Source organism: Devosia sp. XK-2 (genome assembly GCF_037113415.1).
Classification (GTDB): Bacteria; Pseudomonadota; Alphaproteobacteria; order Rhizobiales; family Devosiaceae; genus Devosia.
The window spans coordinates 417,541-434,722 of sequence record NZ_CP146608.1; the positions used below are offsets into that span (position 1 = coordinate 417,541).

The window sequence follows — 17,182 nt, forward strand, 5'->3', positions numbered from 1 at the left end:
GGGTATTTGGCCCGCAATCCCCAGTTCGGTTACTCGAGCGCAGCGAAACGTTCGACCAGATCGGTGGCGCCGGAGACGATCAGCAGGTCGCCGGGCTGGATCACGGTTTCGGGCCTGGCATAGGTGAAGTCGGTCCGCGGCCGTTTCACGCCCACGACCGTGACGCCGTATTTACTGCGCAGTGCGGATTCGGCGAGTGTCTTGTTGAAGCTCTCCCTGGGGGCGCGCGTCTTGACGATGGCGAAGCCGTCATCGAATTCGATGAAGTCGATCATCTGCCCGGTGACCAAATGCGCGACACGCTCTCCCATGGCTGCTTCGGGATAGATGACGTGATGCGCGCCGGTCCGCTCGAGCAGGCGCCCGTGCTTGGAGCTCAGCGCCTTGGCCCAGATATCGGGCACCTTGAGCTCGCTGAGGGCCAGCACCGTCATCAGGCTGGCTTCGATATCGGTGCCGATACCGACCACGGCCTTCTCGAAATCGGCGACGCCGAGACGCTTGAGCGTATCCGAATTAGTGGTGTCGGCCTGGACCACGTGGGTGAGCCGGTTGGCCCAGGACTGGACGATGGCCGCGTCCTCGTCGATGGCCAGCACTTCGTGGCCGAGACGGATCAGAGAATCGGCCACCGCGCCGCCGAAGCGGCCAAGGCCGATGACAAGCACGCTGCCGGGCGTTGCTGTAGCGGGTTTTTTAGCCAACGATGGGGCGCTCCTCGGGATATCGGTAAGGCCGCTGGAATTGCTTGAGGGCCAGTCCGGTCGCCACGGTGATGGTGCCGACACGGCCCACGAACATCAGGGCAACCAGGGTCAGCTCGGCCGAGGGTGGCAGGCTGGCGGTTATGCCGGTCGACAGGCCCACTGTAGCGAAGGCGGAGATGGTTTCAAACAGCACCTGCTCGAGTGGAAACGAGGTGACCGAAAGCAGGTGCAGCGTCGCCAGCGCGATGGCGATGGAGGCGAGTACGATCAGAGTCAGCGCTTGTCGCAGCACATCGGTCGAGAACCGGCGATTGAAGGCTGTGGTGTCGGTCTCGCCGCGGATTTCGGCCCACACCGCAAGGGCCAGGATGAAAACGGTGGACACCTTGATGCCGCCGGCGGTGCCGGCGCTGCCGCCACCGATGAACATCAGCATATCGGTTACCGCCAGCGTTTCGGTCCGCAGCGCGCCGATATCGACGGAATTGAAACCGGCGGTGCGCGTCATGACCGAATGAAACAGCGCGTCGAGCAGGCGTTCGGGCAGCGACACCAGGGTCAGTGTGCCCTCTGCTGCTGATTCGTAGGCAAGAACAGTGACGGTGCCGATCACGATCAGCACGACAGTTCCCAGCAGCGTGATCTTGGTGTGCACCGACCATTTCGCGGGCTGCCAGAGCTGACGCTTGAGATCGGCAATGACCGGGAAACCGATACCGCCGACAATGACCGCCAGCATGATGGGGCTGAGAAACAGCCAGTCATCGGCAAAGCCAATCAGGCTGTCCGAATAGGTCGAGAATCCCGCATTGTTGAAGGCGGAGATGGCGTGGAAGAGCCCGTTCCAGATCGCCACCGGCATAGTTTCGCCGTAGTGCCAGTGGAGGCGCGATGCCAGGATCGCCCAGATGGCCAGCTCGACCACGATGGTCACGACAAAGATGAGACGGAGCACACCCGTCACGTCCCCCAGGTCCAGTGTGCGGGTTTCGGCCTGGGCGATCATGCGAGTCCGCAGCCCCAGGCGGCGGCTGATCAGCACCCCGAGAAGGGTGCTGCCGGTCATGATGCCGAAGCCGCCGATCTGGATCAGGACCAGGATCACGGCCTGGCCGAAGGGCGTCCAATAGGTCGGGGTATCCACGACAATGAGACCGGTGACACACACGGCAGAGGTCGCGGTGAACAGGGCAGTGATGAAATCTGCGCCGCCGGGGCCAACCCTGGCGACCGGAAGCAACAGCAGCAGCGTGCCAATGGCGATGGTGGCGAGAAACGCCAGCGGGACCAGGCGCGCGGGATGTTGCAGGGACGATCTCAAGCTCGGCCTTCTCGTTCATGACCGGTGCAGGCAGCAGCCGGGTGCGGCGTGACTTTATGCTTTTCTTATGGCCGGGCCAAACCTTCCGGATGGAATTTTTACGCGTGACGGGAGCATTGGAACACCTCCATCCATGGAGGTAACCATGCCTGACCTTATCTATCTCACCATCGTTGTGGCCGCCTTTTTCGGGCTTCTTGCCTATGCGCGCGGCCTGGCGCGCCTGTGAGGCCGCTATGCTGCTCATTGCCTTTCTCATCGTCCTGGGCCTGGCCGGTTATTTGCTGGCGACCTTGATCGCGCCCGAGCGCTTCTGAACTCATTCTCCCCAAGGAGATTTCATAATGACCTGGCAAGGCTGGCTGCAAATCGGCCTCGTACTCGCCCTCGTTGCCGCGGCCATCAAGCCGCTCGGGCTCTACATGGCCCACGTCTTCGGCGGCGAACGAACCATTCTTTCGCCCGTGCTCGGCCCCATCGAGCGCGGCTTCTTCCGTCTGTCCGGACTCGACCCCAAAGTCGAGCAGACCTGGCTGGGCTATGTCACCGGCGTATTGCTGTTCAGCCTGTTCGGCGTGCTGTTGCTTTATGCGCTGCTGCGGCTGCAAGGCGGCCTGCCACTCAACCCGCAGGGTTTTGCGGGCCTGGCGCCAGACCTGGCCTTCAACACCGCGGTCAGCTTCGTCACCAATACCAACTGGCAGTCCTATGGTGGCGAGACGACGATGAGCCACCTCAGCCAGATGCTGGGCCTGACGGTGCAGAATTTTGTCTCAGCGGCGACCGGCATCGCCATTGCGGTCGCTGTTTCGCGCGCCTTTGCCCGCGCCGGCGTCGACCGCATCGGCAATTTCTGGGTCGACCTCACACGCGCCACGCTCTACGTGCTGCTGCCCATCGCCATCGTCGTCGCCCTGGCCTTCGCGGCCCTGGGCATGCCGCAGACGCTGGAGGGATCGGTGGCGGCAACCACGCTCGAAGGCGCCAACCAGACCATTGCCATGGGCCCCATGGCCAGCCAGGAAGCGATCAAGCAGCTCGGCACCAATGGGGGCGGCTTCATGAACGTCAATGCCGCCCATCCGTTCGAGAACCCCAATGCCTTCTCGAACTACCTCGCCATCTTCTCCATGCTCGCGATCTCGTCGGCCGTGGTCTACACCTTCGGGCAGATCGCCGGCAGCCGGCGGCAGGCCTGGGCCTTGCTCTCGGCCATGGCGGTGCTGCTCGTCATCGGCATCGGCGCCATCTACTGGGCCGAAACGGCGGGCAATCCGATCCACATTGCCGCCGGGCTCGATCCGGCACTGGGCAATATGGAAGGCAAGGAAGTGCGTTTCGGCCAGGCCATGACCGCGCTCTATGCGGCCGTGACCACTGGCCTGTCCAATGGCGGCGTCAATGCCATGCATTCCTCGCTGACGCCCCTGGGTGGCCTTGTGCCCCTGTTCCTGATCCAGCTGGGTGAAGTGCTGCCCGGCGGGGTGGGCTCGGGGCTCTACGGCATGGTGGTCTTTGCCATCCTTACCGTCTTCGTGGCCGGGCTCATGGTGGGCCGCACCCCCGAATTCCTGGGCAAGAAGATCGAGGCACGCGAGATGAAGCTGGCGATGCTCGCCGTTCTCATCCTGCCCCTGGCCATTCTGGGCTTCTCGGCGGTTGCCGCCGTGATCCCAGCGGGCCTTGCTGGTCCTGCCAATGCGGGGCCGCATGGGCTGACCGAAATCCTCTATGCCTATTCCTCGGCTGCGGGGAACAACGGCTCGGCCTTTGCCGGCCTCTCCGCCAACTCGCCCTGGTACAATACCACGCTGGGGCTGGCCATGCTGACCGGGCGCTTCGCCTATATCGTGCCTGTGCTGGCCATTGCCGGCTCGCTCGCCCGCAAGCCCAAGGTGCCGGCCTCATCGGGCACTTTCCCGACCGACGGGCCGCTGTTTGTCGGCCTGCTTATCGGCATCATCCTCATTCTGGGCGGGTTGCAGTTCTTCCCCGCGCTCGCCCTCGGACCGATCCTCGAGCATGTGCTCATGCTCGCCGGCCAGACCTACTAGGAGACAATCCATGTCAACGATTGCTGCGACGCCTTCGGTCTTCGATCCGGCCATTCTGTTGCCGGCCCTGCGCGATGCGCTGCTCAAGCTGGACCCGCGCCAGCTGGTCCGCAACCCCGTGATCTTCGTCACCGAAGTGGTAGCCCTCGTGGTCACGCTGCTCTGGCTCCAGGAACTGGCGACCGGCATCGGCGCTCCGGCCTTTTCCGGCCAGATCGCGGCTTGGCTGTGGTTCACGGTGCTGTTCGCCAACTTTGCCGAAGCCGTGGCCGAAGGGCGCGGCAAGGCGCAGGCGGAGAGCCTCAAGCGCGGTAAGGCCGACCTTTTTGCCAAGAAGCTGCTCCGCCCCGCCGATGATGCGGACACGGCGTCGGAGGTCATTCCGGCCACAGCGCTGAAGGTCGGCGACATCGTGCTCGTCGAGGCCGGCGACATCATCCCGGGTGATGGCGACGTGATTGCCGGCGTCGCTTCGGTCAACGAAAGCGCCATTACGGGCGAATCCGCGCCAGTGATCCGTGAAAGTGGCGGCGACCGTTCGGCCGTCACCGGCGGGACGCAGATCATCTCGGATTGGCTCAGGATCCGCATCAGCACCAAGCCCGGCGAAAGCTTCGTCGATCGCATGATCGGGCTGATCGAAGGCGCCAAGCGGCAGAAGACCCTCAACGAGATCGCCCTCTCGATCCTGCTCTCGGGCCTGACGCTGGTCTTCCTGATCGCGGTGGTGACGCTGTATGGCCTGGCGCTCTATTCGGGCACCGACCTGTCGCTGGCCGTACTGGCGGCACTGCTTGTGACCTTGATCCCCACCACGATCGGCGGGCTGCTCTCGGCCATTGGCATTGCCGGCATGGACAGGCTCATCCGCTTCAACGTCGTGGCCACGTCCGGCCGCGCCGTGGAAGCCGCAGGCGACGTCGACACGCTGCTGCTCGACAAGACCGGCACCATCACCTTCGGCAACCGCATGGCCAGCGAATTCCTGCCGGTCAGCGGCGTCGACGAGACCGAGCTGGCCCGGGCCGTGCTACTGTCGAGCCTTGCCGACGAAACGGCGGAAGGTCGTTCGATCGTCGCCCTCGCCAAGTCCGACTATGGCCTCACTGAGCCGGCGGTCGGCACGGGCAAGGCCATCCCGTTCTCGGCCCAGACGCGTATCTCGGGCATCGACATCGACGGCCGGGAGATCCGCAAGGGCGCTGTGGATGCGGTGCTCAAGTTCGTCGGCATCGACAAGTCGCAGGCGCCGGCCGAGTTCAACGCGGCGGTTGACCGGGTAGCGCGGACCGGCGGCACGCCGTTGGGCGTCGCCGAGGGACGCAAGCTGCTGGGCGTTATCCACCTCAAGGACGTCGTAAAGCCCGGCATCAAGGAGCGCTTCGCCGCCCTGCGCGCGATGGGCATCAAGACGGTGATGGTCACCGGCGACAATCCCGTCACCGCCGCCGCGATCGCGTCGGAAGCCGGTGTCGACGATTTTCTCGCCGAAGCCACGCCCGAGCAGAAGCTCGACTACATCCGGCGCGAACAGGAAGGCGGGCGGCTGATCGCAATGTGCGGCGACGGCACCAATGACGCGCCTGCGCTGGCCCAGGCCGATGTCGGCGTTGCCATGCAATCGGGCACCCAGGCGGCCCGCGAGGCGGGCAATATGGTCGACCTCGATTCCAGCCCCACCAAGCTCATCGAGATCGTCGAGATCGGCAAACAGATCCTGATGACGCGCGGGTCGCTCACCACCTTCTCCATCGCCAATGACGTGGCCAAGTATTTCGCCATCATTCCGGCCCTGTTCATCGCCACCTATCCCGAACTGGGGGCGCTGAACGTCATGGGCCTGGCTTCGCCGGAATCGGCCATTCTCTCGGCGGTGATCTTCAACGCGCTGATCATCGTGGTGCTGATCCCGCTGGCCCTCAAGGGCGTGGCCTATCGGCCGGTCGGGGCTGCCGCACTGCTGCGCCGGAACCTGCTGATCTACGGTCTTGGCGGGTTGGTCGCTCCCTTTATCGGCATCAAGGTCGTCGACCTGGCCATCAGCGCCCTCAATCTCGTCTAGGAGAAGAGCCATGTTGCTTGCACAAATCCGTCCGGCCCTGGTGCTGCTGGTGCTCCTGAGCCTGGTCACGGGCCTCGCCTATCCCCTCGCCATAGCGGGCGTCGCTCAGTTGGCCCTTCCCGCGCAGGCCAATGGCAGCCTCGTCAGCCGCGATGGTGTCGTCGTTGGTTCGAGCCTCATCGGGCAGGGCTTTGCAGGAGACGGCTACTTTCATCCCCGTCCTTCGGCGGTCGGCTATGATGCCAGCACGTCGAGCGGTACCAATCTTGGCGCGACTTCGGCGACCCTGGCCGCCGACGTGGCTGCCCGGGTGGCAGAACTGGACGGCGCGGGCGCCCCGGTGCCCGCCGATGCCGCCACGGCTTCGGGTTCCGGTCTCGATCCGCATATCACCCCTGCCTTTGCCCGGTTGCAGGTGGAACGCGTTGCCGCCGCGCGTGACCTTGACCAAGCTCAGGTGACTGATCTCGTCGCCCGGCATATCCAATGGCCGCTGCTCGGAATCTTGGGCGAGCCAGTGGTCAACGTGCTAGAGCTGAACCTGGCGCTGGATGATCTGGGAAGCGGTGAGACCTGAATGAGCGACACAAGGGACACGGGGCGCCCCGATCCCGGGGCCCTGCTCAAGCTTGCCGCCGGCGAAGGCCGCGGCAAGCTCACCATTTTCCTCGGTGCGGCGCCGGGCGTGGGCAAGACTTATGCGATGCTCTCCCGCGCCCAGCAGCGCCGCGCCGCCGGCGCCGAAATCGTCGTGGGCCTGGCCGAGACCCATGGCCGCAGCGAGACCGCACGCCTGCTCGAAGGGCTGGAGGTGCTGCCGCGGCGCCAGGGCGAACATTCGGGCAAAACCTATGACGAGTTCGATCTCGACGCCGCGCTCAAACGCAAGCCGGCCATCATCATCGTCGACGAATTGGCCCATTCCAACGATGCCGGCGCCCGCCACCCCAAGCGCTACCAGGATATTGCCGAGCTGATCGATGCTGGCATCGACGTGTGGACTGCGCTCAATGTCCAGCATCTGGAAAGCCAGGCAGATCTGGTGGCCCGAATTTCCGGTGTGCCGGTACGCGAAACCGTACCCGACGTGGTGCTGCAGCGCGCCGACGAAGTCGTGCTGGTCGACCTGCCCCCGGCCGAACTGATCCAGCGTCTCAAGGAAGGCAAAGTGTACCTCCCTGAAAACGCGAACCGCGCTGCCGACAAGTTCTTCCGGCCTGAAAACCTGACGGCTTTGCGCGAACTGGCCCTGCGGCGCACGGCCAATCGGGTCGATGACCAGATGGCCGATATCTGGCGGCAGCAGGCGCTGGAGGGGCCCTGGGTCACTGGCGAGCGGCTGCTGGTGTGCGTGGGGCCCGACCCTCTGTCCGAAAAGGTGGTGCGGACGGCCAGCCGCATAGCGCTGGGTCTCAATGCCCGCTGGATCGTGGTCGCCCTGTCGCGCAGCGCCGACCCGATCCTTGATGCGGACAGGTCGGCGCGCCTCGAGGCGACACTGGTGCTGGCCGAACAATTGGGGGGTGAGGTCCGCCGGGTGATTGCCGACGACTTTGTCGCCGAGATCGTGCGCGTCGCCCGGCGGGAAAACGTGACCCAGGTCGTGATCGGGCGTCCGCGGGCCAGCTTTCCCATGCGCATCTTCAAGCAATCCCTGCCGGACAGGCTGATTGGGGTCCTGGATGGGGTTGGGGTCCACCTGGTGTCGGAAGGCGCCGGTGGGACAAGCAGAAAATTGCGGTTCCGCAGGCGCCACCTGCCAGAATGGGTGGCCAGCCTTGGCATTCCGGTGGCGACGGCCGGGGCCATCACCGTGCTGGGCCTGGGCCTGTCACAGGTGGTGGTGCTGCAGAACCTATCGATCCTCTACCTCCTGGCGGTGCTGGTTTCGGCCATCCTGGCGGGTCGCTTTGCGGCCCTGCTGGCTGCGGGGCTGTCCTTCCTGGCCTACAATTTCTTCTTCATCGAACCTGTGCGCACCTTCACCATCGCCAAGCCGCACGAGGTGCTGGCGTTGCTGATCTTCGTCGTGGTGGCGGTGGTCACCGGTACCCTGGCTGCGCGGTTGCGCGAGCAGATCGATCGCGCCCGCCAGGCAGTCAGGAGCACTCAGGCGCTTTATGATTTCTCGCGCAAGCTCTCGGCCGCTTATGGCGTGGACGGCGCCCTGACTGCGACCACAGCGCAGCTTAGCGCCATGCTGGGGCTGCCCGCGGTGGCGCTGGCCAAGGAGGACGGGGGGGAATTCGAGATGCAGGTTGCCTGGCCGCCCGACCAGACCCTGGACGAGGCGGCAATGACCGCCGCGCGGTGGGCGTATGACAAGCGGGAGCCCGCCGGCTACATGACTGGCACCTTGCCCAACGTTCCCTACCTCTTTTTGCCCATCCGCTCCGACCAGCGCATGGCCGGGGTCGCCGGCCTGCGGCTCGCCCCCGATCATGGTCCGTTGACACCGGACGAAGAGAGGCAGGTTGCGGCGGTGCTCGAACAAGCGGTGATTGCCATCGACCGGGCAAGGCTTGTGCGCGAAAATGCCCGCGCCGCCGTCGCCCAGGAGGGTGAAAAGCTGCAGGTAGCCCTCCTGTCCTCGCTTTCGCACGACCTGCGCACGCCACTGGCCTCGATCACCGGATCCGTCACCACCCTGCGGCAACTCGGCGAGCGCATGGATGCTGAAACGCGTTCGGACCTGCTTGCGACCGTCGAAGAGGAGACCGCTCGCCTCACCCGTTTCGTGGGCAATCTCTTCGACATGACGCGCATCGAGTCCGGTTTGCTCAAGGCCCGGCGAGAGCCAGTGGACCTGCGGGCCCTGGTCGGCGAAGTCACCGAAAGGATGGCTCGGCTCGATCCCCGTCTGCGTGTCGAAACCAGCGCCGCCGACGCCATGCCGCTTGCTCTTGCCGATCCCGGCCTGTTGGAACAGGTACTTTTCAACCTCTTCGACAATGCCCGCAAATATGCTGGTACTGACCAGCCCCTCGGTGTCTATCTCCGGCGCGACGGCAAGGAAGCGGTGATCAGCGTGACCGATCAGGGCAAGGGCATTCCCACCGATGAGCTCGAACTCATCTTCGAGAAATTCTATCGGCGGGCCAAGGGGGATGGCCGACCCGCCGGCACCGGCCTTGGCCTCTCCATTGCCCGCGGCTTCGTCTCTGCCATGGGCGGGACGATCAAGGCGGAAAGTCCTGCAGTCCGCAAGCGCGGGACTCGGTTCATAATCCGCCTGCCTCTGGCGGAGGCCCCGACGCCATGACCGAGACCCGTATCCTCGTCGTTGACGATGAACCGCAAATCCAGCGCTTCCTCAAGCCGGCACTGATGGCCGTCGGCTATGATGTCGTGCAGGCCGGCACCGTGGCCGAAGCCAAACGTGCGATTGCCATGCAGGCGCCCGATGCCGTCGTGCTCGATCTCGGCCTGCCCGATGGCGACGGCAAGGAGGTGATTGCCACGGTCCGCGCCTTCTCCAGCGTGCCCATCATCGTGCTCTCCGCGCGCGACCAGGAACGCGAAAAGATCGACGCCCTCGATCTGGGTGCCGACGACTATGTCGAAAAGCCATTCGGCATCGGCGAGTTGCTGGCCCGCATCCGCACGGCGTTGCGTCACCAGGAACCAACACAAAGACGTCCGGATACAATTACGATCGGGCCCCTGACCATTGATGATGCGGCCCACCGCGTCGAGCGTGACGGTAAGGGCATCCACCTGACGCCAAAGGAATACGATTTGTTGCTGCTGCTGGCTCGCAATGCCGGACGGGTCCTGATCCATCGACAGATTCTCAGCCAGATCTGGGGACCCGCCCATGCCGAGGATGTTCAATATCTTAGGGTGTTGATCGGCCAGCTCCGGGCCAAGATCGACCTGGGAGGGGGGCGGCCATCCCTGATCCGGAACGAAGCTGGTGTTGGCTATCGTCTGGAGCCAAATGGGGACGAGTGAAGTCAGAGAAGGATGCCTCAAAGGCTGTTCCTTAGGCGCTCGTCTGGCGGCGGCTTTCCCTCAAAGTTGAATAATACCCGACAGACCGCAAACGGCCCCCTTTGCGCCGTTGCATCTTGGGTATGCAGAAAGTCCACTTGCGTGGACTTTTCGCTGAAACCCGCCAGTCCGGCTGACGCCCCCAACTGGCATGTGCCTCGAATCGATGGGCATCTAGGTTGAGCTACCGCTTCGTATCGTCCCGCATCTCATCCAGCAGGTCGGCCCACCACTGCATCATGCGGACGCGTTCGTCCCAGTAGGTAGAGCGGTTATATATTCGACGGACTTCGCGGGCGTCGAGATGAGCGAGTTGGGCCTCGATGGCATCTGCGCTAAATTTGCCACTCTCGTTGAGGATGGTACTGGCAGAAGACCGAAAGCCGTGGGCCGTGTGCTCCGACCGGCCAATCCCCATCCGACGCAAGGCCGAGTTCATTGAATTCTCGGACAGCAACTTTTTGCCTGTCATCATTGATGGAAATACGTAGGGCCGGTCACCAAACAGATTTTGCATTTCCTCGATCACTATAAGGGCTTGGCGGGAAAGAGGTACTTGATGCTCGCGGCGCATCTTTGTTTTCGCTGCTGGAATGGTCCAGACTGCATCTGCTCCGTTCAATTCGGACCATTCCATGGACCGCGTTTCACCAGGACGGGCGAAGCACAACGCTTGAATCGAGAGGGCGCCACGTAGTGACGGCCAGCCCTCATAGCCATAGATTGCCCTTAGGAGTCCGCCGAGGCCCGTCGGGTCAGTGAGTGCAGCATGGCTCACCGGAGCGTGCCTTTGAAGCGCCCCGCGTAGTGCCGAGGTCGGATCGCTCTCTGCGCGCGCCGTCGCGATGGCGAAACGAAAGACTCTCCCGATCGCGGCGCGTGTAGGAAGTGCGCTCTCGACACGACCACTCCGTTCTAAGGCCGCCAGCACGGCGAGGACGTCCTTGGCGGTGATTTGGGTGATGAGATGGGGCGCAAGTTGGGACGCGAGTGTCTGAAGCATCCACTTATTCTTCTCAATCGTCGGCTCGGCCCTTCCATCACGGCGCATTTTTTCGATGAACTCTCGCGCAACCACTCCAAAAGTGTTACCTGCCGCAGCCATTGCATCGAGGCGCGCCCGCTTCTTCGCCAAAGATGGATCAGTCCCCTCTCTCAGTAGCTGTTTTGCCTCATCTTTTTTGACCTTGCGTCTGAAAGAGTGAGCGCCGGATATGGGCCGAACGTAAGAGTCTTGCGCTTTTCGGCAAATCGGTAGTCCATCCTCCATGATTTGCCGCCAGCAGGTGAGACGAAAAGATACAGTCCTTCCATATCCGGAAGTTTCTTCGCCTTTTTGTCAGGCTTCGCGTTTCGAATCTGAATGTCGGTTAGGGGCAATGACGGTATTGTCCCTTGAGCGGCGAGTTTGATACCGTCAAAAATACCGCCAAAATCATTGGCTGTCACTGGACATGGCTGAACGACCTCGCGCGCGCGAGGGGCCAAGGTCCGCGAAAACCTTGAACTATCAGACTTTGCGGGACGGTGCTGGACTGGTCGCTGGAGCGGGTGAAGGGAATCGAACCCTCGTCGTAAGCTTGGGAAGCTTCTGCTCTGCCATTGAGCTACACCCGCAATGGCCTCTAAATGCTGGAATTCGCGGCCAGCGTCAAGCGGCGCTATGGAGCAGGCAGACCTGCTGGGTGCAAGGTCGGTCATATTCCGTTCATTAACGGGGTCCTGGACCCCGACCCACCTCAATATTGGGCCTTGCCTTGCTCAAGAAACGCAAATATTGCGTAATGGAGCAGGAAAGGAACCACAATGGCACCGGGCAAGCGCGCCAGCCAGGCCGACATCGCCGAGAAGCTTGGAGTTTCCGTGTCCACCGTGTCCCGGGCCCTGGCCAATGAAATCGGCATCAGCGATGCGGTGCGTGCCGACGTGCAGCGCATGGCGCGCGCGCTCGGCTACAAAAGCAAGCACCCCCCTGTCCCGGGCAATCTCGACCGACGCGCCCTGGCCCTGGTGCCGCTCAACAGCGCCGTGGGCAGTCTGGCCAGCTTCTACTCCGACATTGTCGAGGGCATGCGCTCACAGGCCGAGCAGATGGGGCTGGTGCTCGATGTCCGGCTGGTCAATGAAGATATGGTGACCCTGGATTTCATTCGCCGCCAGGTGTCCAAGACCGGGGCCAATGGCGTCATCCTGGCCGGTATCGATCCGGATGAGGCTATTGCCGAATGGGCGCTGCAAAGCCAGATGGCACTCGTGCTGGCCAATGGCAGCGATCCGCTCATGCGGTTCAATTCCGTTTGCCCGGCCAATTTCTACGGTGCCTACCAGGCGACGCAGCATCTCATCGATGCCGGTCATCGCAAGATCCTGCACTATACCTATCACCATCGCCCCACCATCCTGCAGCGCCGCCGCGGTTTCGAGGCCGCCATTGCCGCCAATCCGGGCACCGAAGGGCTGGTGGTCATTTCCAATGAATATTCGAGCAAGGACCTGCTGGCGGCCCTTCTGGCCGGACAATACGATGTCAGTGCCGTCTTCTGCTGGAATGATGGCGTCGCGGTGACCATGGTGGAAGCGCTTTTGGGGCAGGATTCGCCCATGCGGCCGGGCTTTTCCATTATCGGCTTTGACGACCTCCCCATCGCCGGCATGGCCAGCCCCAGGCTCAGCACCATCCGTGTCAATCGCGAAGCCCTGGGGCGCGGGGTCATTCGCTTGCTCGCCTCCCAGCTCGATGGCGAAACCGCCGTGCAGCAGTTGGAAATCGGCTTGACCCTGGTCGGCGGCGAGACGGTACGTCGCCTCGATTGATCGGCACTTCAGTGACATTTCTTGCGCCCCATCCAGGCGCATTTTTATGCCCATCTGACGCCCCATCTTGCCCCCATCTTACTTGCGATCTTGCTCAGCGTCCTACTCGCCATGTTGAAAAGCCGTGACTTGTACCTCGCCCGGACAGGTCTAGGCGGCTGACTTTGCGACGCAATTCCCGCAAATTTGCATTATTTGCACAAAAAGCGCAAAAAGCTTGAATTTGCGCAATATCATGCGTAACTTTGCACTGCGCCTGAAGATCCCAAACGGGAATTCGCCAGCAATCCGTTAACACCAACCCCAGCCAAAGCGGGGATTTTGCGAACGGACTGCTGGCGCCGGGCGCAACCAGGGAGGTTTGCGTGACTCTGCGGGGCTGGAATGTGAAGCATGTCGGCATGGTGCTCAGCGCCGCGCAGACCTTTGCGCCATTTCCCCGCCATGGCAGTTCCGAGTTCACGACGCTGAAGGCGCGTCTTGGCACAGACGTGGTTACCGAACTTCTGGCCGCTGCCGAGGACGATCTCGTGGCGCCAATACCGGCCCTTCCGGCCCGCCTTTATCACGAATTCCGCGAAACCGGGCGCCGCGAGGGCTATGAAGACGCCCAGCGCCTGCGCCGCAATATGCTCTATCGCCTGACCCTGGCCGAGTGGCTGGAGGGAGAGGGGCGCTTCCTGCCCGCTCTTGAGGATGTTGCCTGGGCGCGGCTCGAGGAGGCCAATTGGGCCTGGCCCGCCCACGCCCGTGATCTCGATCGCACCGATCATCCGACGCTGGATCTGGCAGCGGCCATGACCGCGCTCGACATGGCGGAAATGGACTATCTGATCGGCGAGCGCCTTTCACCCAATCTGCGCCTGCGCCTGCGAGAGGAAGTCGAGCGGCGCGCCATCGGTGCCTTCCTAGACCGGGACGACCATTGGTGGCTGCACACGACGCCGGACAAACAGGTCAATAACTGGACCGCGGTCTGCGTCGCCGGCGTGGTCGGTGCTGCCCTCTATCTCGAACCGGACGCCAACCGTCTGGCCCGGATCGTCACACGCGGGCTCCATAGCCTCGCCGACTATCTTGAAACCTTTGACCAGCAGGGTGGCTCTTCAGAGGGGCCGGACTACTGGACCTATGGCTTTGGCAATTATGTGGTTCTGGCCCATCTGCTGCACCAGCGCAGCGGCGGCGCCATCGATCTGCTCGAAGGTCCCTTTCTGCGCGATATCGCTCAATTCCCGTTGCGAACGCAGATGGCCCCCGGGGTCTGGGTCAGTTTCTCGGACTCCGACGCCAGTCCTGTCTTTCACCCGGGCCTGCTCTCGCATCTGGCGGCGCATATGAACCTGCCCGGACTGCTCGGTCTGGGCATGGTCAATGACTTTGCCGTCGAAGGCTTCAACCAGTTCTGCTGGCCGCTACGCCAATTTGCTTGGCCGCTGCCGGATGCTGCGGCACCGGCCGTGCCGGGGCCTCATGACTGGTACGATGAAATGGGCTGGATGATCAGCCGGCTTGATCCCCAGGACCCGCAATCGCTGCGCCTGGCCGCCAAGGGCGGACACAATGATGAAATGCATAACCAGAACGATGTCGGCTCGTTCATGGTCGTGGCCGGCGGCAAGGTTGTGCTGACCGACCCCGGTCGTGGCCGCTATTCCAAGGCCTATTTCGGCCCGGAGCGCTACCAGAACCTGTTTGCCTCGTCGCGCGGCCATTCGGTGCCGGTGATCAATGGCTTTGAGCAGGCGACGGGCCGCGCGCATGGCGCATGTGTCATCGTGCATGAGCACGGCGACGAGCGCGATCGTCTGGAATTGGACATGACTTCGGCCTATCCAGAGGAGGCCAGTCTTGGAACTCTTACACGTAATCTCGTGCTGGACCGCACCGTCTCGGGTGGCCGCATCCTGCTCGAGGATAGCTTTGCGTTTTCCAGCGGCGCCGGGTCGTTCCAGTCGGTCCTGGTTACGTCCATGTCGGCCGAAGCGGAAAACGGCATGATCCGTATCGGTGCCGCGCCGGCCGGCGTTTCCGTGCGCTACGACGCCTCGGCCCTGGACGTCACCTTCGAAAAATATGAGCGGGCGGAAAAACAATACCAGCCCGCAATCGATCTCACGCGCGTGGTGTTCACGCCCAGGCATAAGGCCCGGGATGGTCAACTCGCGCTCGAAATCTCGCCGCTCGGCTGAGCGGGGAGTGCTGCTCCTTTGGGGCATGCCTATCGTGGTTCGCGGCGCAGAGGAGCGCTGCGCACCTGAAATGAATTCCGGTGGTGGGACAGCCCCGGACATGGGAGGACTAGCATGAGAAAAGACCATCTTCTCGGTTTGACCAGCGCAGTGGCCATGGCTGCCATGCTGGCAGCAACCGGGCCAGCGCTTTCCGCAGGCCAAGCGCCTGAACTCGAAGCGCTCGTAGCGAGCGGCGACCTGCCACCTTTGGAAGATCGCCTGCCATCCAATCCGCTGGTCGTTCAAGACGACAGCATCGGCCAATATGGCGGCACCTGGCGCATGGGCATGAATGGCGGGGGCGACAATGGCTTGATCGTCAAGACGGTCGCCTATGAAGGCCTGGTCCGCTACGACCATCAGTGGGACAAGGTCATCCCCAATCTCGCCGAGAGCTGGGAAGTCAATGACGACGCCACCCGCTATACCTTCAAGCTGCGTGAAGGTGTGAAATGGTCGGACGGCACACCCTTCACCACTGAGGACATCGCCTTCGCCTTCGAAATGTACCAGGACCCCGACTATGCCGCCGGGAGCTGGATCGACAACAAGAACAACTTGCCTTCACTTGAAGTCATCGACGACTACAATTTCACGGTCGTTTTCGAAAAGCCCAATGGCATGTTCATGGGCACCATTGCCGGCGTCGATGGCATTCACATCACGTCGCTGCAAAAGAAATATTGCAGCCAGTTTCACCCGAACTATAACGAGAACGCCGCCGCCGATGCCGAGGCCGCGGGCTTTTCGAGCTGGGCGCTCTACCTGCAGGACCGCTGCGCCTGGGGCTGGGAAACCATCCGTTTTGCCAATCCCGAGCTGCCCACCATCTATGGCTGGGTGATCGACCAGCCGCTGACGGCCAATGCCACCCGCGTCACCTGGAAGCGCAACCCCTATTATTGGAAGGTCGACGCCGAAGGGAACCAGCTTCCCTATATCGACAATCTCGATATGCGCGTCAGCCAGGGCGGCGTCGAGGAATTGACCCTTGCCGCGCTCAATGGCGAGATCGACTTCCAGGAACGCCATATTGCCACCACCACGAACAAGCCCCTGTTCTTCGACGGGCAGGAAGCGGGCGGCTACCACCTGGGCGAAGTCATTCCCTCGGCCTCCAACACGCTGGTGCTGCAGCTCAATTTCAACCATCTCGATCCGGTCAAGCGCGAGCTCTACCAGAACAAGGACTTCCGCATCGGCATTTCCCACGCCATCGACCGGCAGGAGATTATCGACGTGGTCTTTACTGGCCAGGGCGAACCGTTCCAGGTCGCCCCGCGTCCTGAATCCGCCTTCTATGACGAAGAGCTGGCCAAGCAATATACCGAGTTCGACCCGGACCTTGCCGCCCAGCATTTCGAAGCCGCCGGCCTCACTGAAAAGAACGGTGACGGCATCTACCTGATGAGCGACGGCAACCCGGCCAAGATCACTGTCGACGTGATCTCGGCGCTGCGCCCGGAATGGATCGACATGCTCGAAATCATGCAGCTCCAACTGGGCGCTGCCGGTATCGAGATTGAGCTCAATAATATCGACCGGACCCTGTTCTACGAAAAGCGTCCTGCCGGTGAGTTCGATGCCCAGGTCTGGGCCGGCGACGGTGGCATCGAGGCCCTCCAGGAGCCGCGCTATTACTTCCCGTTCTCCGATGAATCGGTCTGGGCCTATCGCTGGGCACAGTGGTTCAATGGCACGCGTCCGGAAATCGCGGAAGAGCCGGTCGATTGGGCCAAGGAGCAGATGGAGCTCTATCAGCAGGTCCGCGCCTCGGGCGACCCGGACGAACGCGCCGACCTCTTCCGCCAGGTGCTGGCGATCACCAAGGAGCAGTTCCCGGTGATCGGCGTGGGCCTGATGCCGAACTCCTATTCGATCATCAGGAACAATCTCAAAAATGCGCCTGAATCCATGTTCAACGCCTGGCTCTTCCCGACCCCGGCGCCGATGGATCCGGTGACCTGGTACTTCGAGTAGCGGGCGCAATGGCGGTG

General features: G+C 62.8%; 13 protein-coding genes and 1 tRNA gene. 9 read left to right on the top strand and 5 right to left on the bottom strand.

The window, feature by feature from the left end:
* Positions 1-29: 29 nt before the first annotated feature.
* Together V8Z65_RS01970 and V8Z65_RS01975 are read right to left on the bottom strand one after the other, a co-directional pair.
* Entirely contained in the window at positions 30-704 is a 675-nt protein-coding gene (locus tag V8Z65_RS01970; RefSeq protein WP_338722180.1) for a TrkA family potassium uptake protein, read from the bottom strand.
* Positions 697-2,028 carry a potassium transporter TrkG gene (locus V8Z65_RS01975; RefSeq protein ID WP_338722182.1) on the bottom strand — a complete coding sequence of 444 codons (1,332 nt, stop codon included), beginning with the start codon at positions 2,026-2,028 and terminating at the stop codon, positions 697-699. Before V8Z65_RS01975 ends, V8Z65_RS01970 begins: the two co-directional genes overlap by 8 nt.
* Positions 2,029-2,231: 203 nt before the next feature.
* Here V8Z65_RS01975 and V8Z65_RS01980 point away from each other — a divergent pair, with 203 nt between their 5' ends.
* Genes V8Z65_RS01980 through V8Z65_RS02005 form a run of 6 tightly spaced genes read left to right on the top strand, consistent with a single transcriptional unit; the run spans position 2,232 to position 10,098 of the window.
* On the top strand, positions 2,232-2,345 hold the full coding sequence (locus V8Z65_RS01980) for a potassium-transporting ATPase subunit F (protein WP_338722183.1): 114 nt from the start codon (positions 2,232-2,234) through the stop codon (positions 2,343-2,345).
* 27 nt (positions 2,346-2,372) lie between these two features.
* Positions 2,373-4,082, top strand: a complete 1,710-nt coding sequence (kdpA, locus tag V8Z65_RS01985; protein ID WP_338722184.1) for a potassium-transporting ATPase subunit KdpA — start codon at positions 2,373-2,375, stop codon at positions 4,080-4,082.
* A 10-nt stretch (positions 4,083-4,092) separates the two neighbouring features.
* A complete protein-coding gene (gene kdpB, locus V8Z65_RS01990) occupies positions 4,093-6,144 on the top strand; it encodes a potassium-transporting ATPase subunit KdpB (RefSeq protein ID WP_338722186.1) in 2,052 nt (683 codons plus the stop codon).
* A 13-nt stretch (positions 6,145-6,157) separates the two neighbouring features.
* Positions 6,158-6,721 (top strand): potassium-transporting ATPase subunit KdpC, encoded by a 564-nt coding sequence (kdpC, locus tag V8Z65_RS01995; RefSeq protein ID WP_338723931.1) that lies wholly within the window; start codon positions 6,158-6,160, stop codon positions 6,719-6,721.
* Positions 6,722-9,406, top strand: coding sequence for a sensor histidine kinase KdpD (locus tag V8Z65_RS02000; RefSeq protein WP_338722187.1), 2,685 nt, complete (start codon positions 6,722-6,724; stop codon positions 9,404-9,406).
* Positions 9,403-10,098, top strand: a complete 696-nt coding sequence (locus tag V8Z65_RS02005) for a response regulator (RefSeq protein ID WP_338722188.1) — start codon at positions 9,403-9,405, stop codon at positions 10,096-10,098. Before V8Z65_RS02000 ends, V8Z65_RS02005 begins: the two co-directional genes overlap by 4 nt.
* Positions 10,099-10,321: 223 nt before the next feature.
* Here V8Z65_RS02005 and V8Z65_RS02010 read toward each other — a convergent pair whose 3' ends face one another.
* The 3 genes from V8Z65_RS02010 to V8Z65_RS02020 all read right to left on the bottom strand — a co-directional run bounded on the left by V8Z65_RS02010 (position 10,322) and on the right by V8Z65_RS02020 (position 11,754).
* The gene (locus V8Z65_RS02010; protein WP_338722189.1) at positions 10,322-11,272 is read right to left on the bottom strand and encodes a site-specific integrase; all 951 of its coding nucleotides are present in this window, start codon (positions 11,270-11,272) and stop codon (positions 10,322-10,324) included.
* A gap of 20 nt (positions 11,273-11,292) precedes the next feature.
* On the bottom strand, positions 11,293-11,586 hold the full coding sequence (locus V8Z65_RS02015; RefSeq protein WP_338722190.1) for an Arm DNA-binding domain-containing protein: 294 nt from the start codon (positions 11,584-11,586) through the stop codon (positions 11,293-11,295).
* Positions 11,587-11,680: 94 nt separating this feature from the next.
* Positions 11,681-11,754 (bottom strand) — tRNA-Gly (locus V8Z65_RS02020).
* Positions 11,755-11,943: 189 nt separating this feature from the next.
* Between V8Z65_RS02020 and V8Z65_RS02025 the strand changes: the two genes are divergently transcribed.
* The 3 genes from V8Z65_RS02025 to V8Z65_RS02035 all read left to right on the top strand — a co-directional run bounded on the left by V8Z65_RS02025 (position 11,944) and on the right by V8Z65_RS02035 (position 17,165).
* Positions 11,944-12,951 carry a LacI family DNA-binding transcriptional regulator gene (locus V8Z65_RS02025; RefSeq protein WP_338722191.1) on the top strand — a complete coding sequence of 336 codons (1,008 nt, stop codon included), beginning with the start codon at positions 11,944-11,946 and terminating at the stop codon, positions 12,949-12,951.
* 365 nt (positions 12,952-13,316) lie between these two features.
* A complete protein-coding gene (locus tag V8Z65_RS02030; protein ID WP_338722192.1) occupies positions 13,317-15,143 on the top strand; it encodes a heparinase II/III family protein in 1,827 nt (608 codons plus the stop codon).
* Positions 15,144-15,257: 114 nt separating this feature from the next.
* Complete coding sequence (locus tag V8Z65_RS02035) at positions 15,258-17,165, top strand: ABC transporter substrate-binding protein (RefSeq protein WP_338722193.1); 1,908 nt, start codon at positions 15,258-15,260, stop codon at positions 17,163-17,165.
* Positions 17,166-17,182 lie beyond the last annotated feature (17 nt).